At 41.2% G+C, this 5576-nt stretch carries 1 protein-coding gene; it reads left to right on the forward strand.

What is annotated here, in order from left to right; translation table 11 throughout:
* Positions 1 to 170: 170 nt before the first annotated feature.
* The coding region (locus SINDD18_RS01970) for a SpGH101 family endo-alpha-N-acetylgalactosaminidase (RefSeq protein ID WP_081108236.1) at positions 171 to 5576 on the forward strand (5406 nt) is incomplete at its 3' end.

Raw genomic sequence — 5576 nt, forward strand, 5'->3', positions numbered from 1 at the left:
TATACTAGTTTTACCTGTTAAAGTATTGATTTTTTAAACTGTTTTTGATATATTAAATTGGTATATAAAAAATTATATGTTTATCTAGAAGTGTTTAAAAATTGAGGAGGATATTTTTTTAAAATAAAATGCAAACGCTTACTTGGTAAACTGAAAGGAACAAAAAACCGATGGATAAAGGATTATTTGAAAAACGTTGCAAATATAGTATTCGGAAATTTTCACTAGGGGTTGCTTCTGTTATGATTGGTGCAGCTTTCTTTGGAACTAGCACTGTTCTTGCAGATTCTGCGCAAACAGGTTCAACAGCAAATATGCCAGCAGATTTGGCAGCGGCTCTTGCCAATGCTAAAGAGGATGATGGGCATGACTTTGAAGCACCAAAACCTGGTGAAGACCAAGGTTCTCCTGAAGTAACTGAAGGACCAAAGACTGAAGAAGAATTGCTAGCAAAAGAAAAAGAAACTGCAACAAGCTCTTCAGCTTCAGATACTCTTCCTGAAGAACTACGTGGAAAACTTGATAAAGCTGAAGAAAATGGTCGCACTGCCTCAAAAGAAGAACTAGAAAAAGAAGATAAAAGCTTAGTCCCAGAAGATGTCGCTAAAACAAAAAATGGGGTATTAAACTACGGTGCGACTGTCGAAATTAAGAGCGCTGCTGGGACTGGTAGTGGTATTGTTATTGGGGAAAATCTCGTTTTGTCTGTTTCTCATAACTTTATCAAAGATGTTCCAGATGGCAACAATCGTAAGGTAGCTGATAATGTTGATAGTGATGGAGATGTCTATACCGTTTCTTATCAAGGAGCACCAGACGTCAAATTCAGTAAGAATGATGTGAAACATTGGGATCGTGAAGGATTCCTCAAAGGCTATAAAAATGACTTGGCAATCGTTAAGCTTCGTACACCTCTTGCCAATGCACCTGTTGAGGTGACTGACAAGCCTGCGACAACTAAGGTAGGAGATAAGGTGCACGTGTTTGGTTATCCAACTGGAAAACTTTCTCCAATCCTAAATACGACAGTTGAAGACATCAATAATCATGGTGAAGGTGTTCGTGGCATTAGCTATCAAGGAAGTGAACCAGGTGCCAGTGGTGGCGGAATTTTCGATGAAAATGGTAAATTGATCGGTATTCACCAAAATGGTGTTGTTGGAAGCCGCAGTGGAGGGATTCTCTTCTCACCAGCTCAGCTTGAATGGATTCAAAACTATATCAAGGGCATTGAAACAACAAAACCAGCAGGTCTAGATGCACTTGATAAACAAGTTGAGGACAAGGACGAGAAACCAAAAGAAGATAAGCCGAAAGAAGAAAAACCAGCAGAAAATAAACCTGCTGAAAACAAGCCAGCTGAAACTAAACCGGCTGAATCAAAAGAAGTGACTCCAGAATGGAAAACGGTTGAGAATAAAGACCAGCAGGGAACTGTAACGGTCCGTGAAGAAAATGGAGTTCGTTACAACCAACTAGCTTCAACTGCTCAAAATGACAATGGTAAGAAACCAGCCTTGTTTGAAAAAGATGGTTTGACAGTCGATGCTAATGGAAATGCCACAGTTGATTTGACCTTTAAAGAAGAATCTGAAACAGGTAAATCTCGCTTTGGTGTCTTCATGAAATTCAAAGACACTGATAACAACGTTTTTGTAGGTTACGACCAAGGTGGATGGTTCTGGGAATACAAGTCAAATGGAAGTGGACTTTGGTACCAAGGTGGACGTGTTGCAGCTCCAGTAAATGGTTCTGAGAACCACTTGACCATCAGCCTTAAATCAGATGGACAGCTCAATGCAACTAACAACGATGTCAAACTCTTTGACACAGTGACCTTGCCATCTGCAGTTAATGACAAACTCAAAGATGAGAAGAAAATCGTTCTTAAAGCTGGAACCTATAACAGCAGCGAACGAACCATTGTCAATGTCAAAACTGATGACCAAGAAGGTGTGAAAAACGATCAAGAAGCCGCTGAAAAAGAAAAGGGCGACACAGTAGATGATAGCAATGTCAAATACGACACTATCGAATCTACAGTACTGAAAGCAGTCATCGACCAAGCCTTCCCACGTATTAAAGAGTACGTCCTCAATGGCAACAAGCTTCCAGGTCAAGTGCAACCGATTAATCAAGTTGTGATTAATAAGCACGCTGTGACTCCTGAAGTTACCTATAAGAAGGTCAATGCAACGACTGCCGAGTATGAAATGAAACTCCGTGATGAGGAAAACCTCATCAATGCAGATATGACAGTTCGTTTGCAAGTGGTGGACAACCAACTTCACTTTGATGTGACTAAGATTGTCAACCATAACCAAGTTACACCAGGACAAAAGATTGATGACGAACGTAAATTACTTTCTTCAATCAGCTTCCTAGGAAATGCCTTGGTATCTGTTTCAAGCGATCAAGCAGGAGCTAAGTTTGATGGGGCAACCATGTCAAACAATACTCACGTCAGTGGTGATGACCATATCGAAGTAACAAATCCAATGAAAGAATTAGCCAAAGGCTATATGTACGGATTTGTTTCAACAGATAAGCTTGCTGCTGGTGTATGGAGCAACTCACAAAATAGCTATGGTGGTGGTTCTTATGACTGGACACGTTTGACAGCTTATAAGAATACGATTGGCAATGCCAACTATGTGGAAATTCATAGCTCTGAATGGCAATGGGAAAAAGCCCACAATGGAGTTGTCTTCCCAGCCTACACTCAAGAACTTCCAAGTGCAAAAGTTGTCATCACTGAAGATGCCAATGCTGACCATAAGGTTGACTGGCAAGATGGTGCGATTGCTTACCGTAGTATCATGAACAACCCACAAGGATGGGAAAAAGTTAAAGACATTACAGCTTACCGTATCGCTATGAACTTTGGTTCACAAGCGCAAAACCCATTCCTCATGACCTTGGATGGTATCAAGAAGATCAACCTCCATACCGATGGTCTTGGCCAAGGTGTCCTCCTTAAAGGATACGGAAGTGAAGGACATGACTCTGGACACTTGAACTATGCAGACATCGGTAAACGTATCGGTGGTGTTGAAGACTTTAAGACTCTTATTGAGAAAGCTAAGAAATACGGTGCCCACCTCGGTATCCACGTAAATGCTTCAGAAACCTATCCAGAGTCTAAATATTTTAATGAAGATATTCTTCGTAAAAATGCAGATGGCAGCTACAGCTACGGTTGGAACTGGCTTGACCAAGGTATCAATATTGATGCTGGTTATGACCTCGCTCATGGGCGTCTAGCTCGTTGGGAAGAGTTGAAGAAAGAGTTGGGTGAAGGTCTAGACTTCATCTACGTCGACGTTTGGGGTAACGGTCAATCAGGTGACAACGGCGCCTGGGCAACTCACGTTATTGCGAAAGAAATTAACAAACAAGGTTGGCGCTTTGCTATTGAGTGGGGCCATGGTGGTGAATATGATTCTACCTTCCAACACTGGGCAGCTGACTTGACCTATGGTGGCTATACAAATAAAGGTATTAACAGTGCCATCACTCGCTTTATCCGTAACCACCAAAAAGATTCTTGGGTTGGAGACTACAGAAGTTATGGTGGTGCAGCTGACTACCCACTTCTAGGCGGTTATAGCATGAAGGACTTTGAAGGATGGCAAGGACGTAGTGATTATAACGGTTATGTAACAAACTTGTTTGCTCATGACGTTATGACTAAGTACTTCCAACACTTCACAGTCAGCAAATGGGAAGATGGTAAACCAGTAACCATGACTGACAATGGTAGTACCTATAAATGGACTCCAGAAATGAAAGTCGAGTTGGTCGATGCTGCAAATAACAAGGTTGTGGTAACTCGTAAATCAAACGATGTCAACAGTCCACAATATCGTGAACGTACAGTTACACTCAATGGTCGTGTTATCCAAGATGGTTCAGCATACTTGACACCTTGGAACTGGGATGCGAACGGTAATAAGCTTGAGAGTGACAAGGAAAAAATGTACTACTTCAATACTGAAGCAGGTGCAACAACTTGGACACTTCCTAGCGATTGGGCAAATGGTAAAGTTTACCTTTATAAGCTAACTGACCAAGGTAAGACTGAAGAAACAGAAGTTGCTGTGAAAGATGGTAAGATTACTCTTGATCTCACTGCAAATCAGCCATATGTGCTCTATCGTTCTAAACAAACAAATCCTGAAATGTCATGGAGTGAAGGTATGCATATCTATGACCAAGGATTTAACAGTGAATCTTTGGATCATTGGAAGATTTCGGGAGATGCCTCTAAGGCTGAAATCGTGAAGTCTCAAGGTGCAAACCAAATGCTTCGTATCCAAGGCAATAAAGAAAAAGTTAGTCTCACTCAAAAATTGACTGGCTTAAAGCCAAATACTAAATACGCAGTCTATGTCGGTGTAGACAACCGTAGTAATGCTAAAGCAAGTATTACTGTTAATACTGGTGAAAAAGAAGTAACCAACTACACCAACAAGTCACTAGCTCTCAACTATGTAAAAGCCTATGCTCACAATACTCGTCGAAGCAATGCAACGGTTGATAACACAAGTTACTTCCAAAACATGTATGCCTTCTTCACAACAGGTTCAGATGTATCAAACGTAACCTTGACCTTGAGTCGTGAAGCAGGCGATGAAGCAACTTACTTCGATGAAATCCGTACCTTTGAAAATGAATCAAATATGTACGGTGACGGTCACGATACTGCAACAGGTGTCTTCAAACAAGACTTTGAAAATGTTGGTCAAGGTATCTTCCCATTTGTCATTGGTGGCATCGAAGGTGTTGAAGACAACCGTACTCACTTGTCTGAAAAACATGGTCCATACACACAACGTGATTGGAATGGCAAGAAAGTTGATGACGTTATCGAAGGAAATTGGTCACTCAAGACCAACGGTCTTGTGAGTCGTCGTAACTTGGTTTACCAAACAATTCCACAAAACTTCCGCTTTGAAGCAGGTAAGACCTACCGTATCACATTTGACTATGAAGCTGGTTCAGATAGTACTTACGCATTCGTAGTCGGCAAGGGAGAATTCCAATCTGGACAAGCAAGCAATTTGGAAATGCATGAATTACCAAACTCATGGACAGATTCTAAAAAAGCTAAACGTGCAACCTTCCTCGTGACAGGTGCAGAAACTGGCGATACATGGGTAGGTATCTACTCTACAGGCAACGCAAGCAATACTCGTGGAGATTCTGGTGGTAATGCCAACTTCCGTGGTTACAATGACTTCATCATGGATAGACTTCAAATCGAAGAGATCGTCTTGACTGGTAAGATGATGACAGAAAATGCTGTCAAGAACTATCTGCCAACTGTTGCCATGACCAACTACACCAAAGAAAGTATGGATGCTTTGAAAGAAGCAGTCTTCAACCTCAGTCAAGCAGATGATGACATTAGTCTAGAAGAGGCAAAAGCAGAAATTGCTAAAGTTAATGCTCTTAAAGATGCTTTAGTGATGAAGAAAACCGCTCTTGTAGCAGATGACTTTGCAAGTCTTACAGCTCCTGCTCAGGATAAAGAAGGACTTGAAAATGCCTTTGATAGCAACGTGTCAAGTCTA

Source organism: Streptococcus infantis (genome assembly GCF_001579645.1).
In the GTDB taxonomy this organism is placed as follows: Bacteria; Bacillota; Bacilli; order Lactobacillales; family Streptococcaceae; genus Streptococcus; species Streptococcus infantis_E.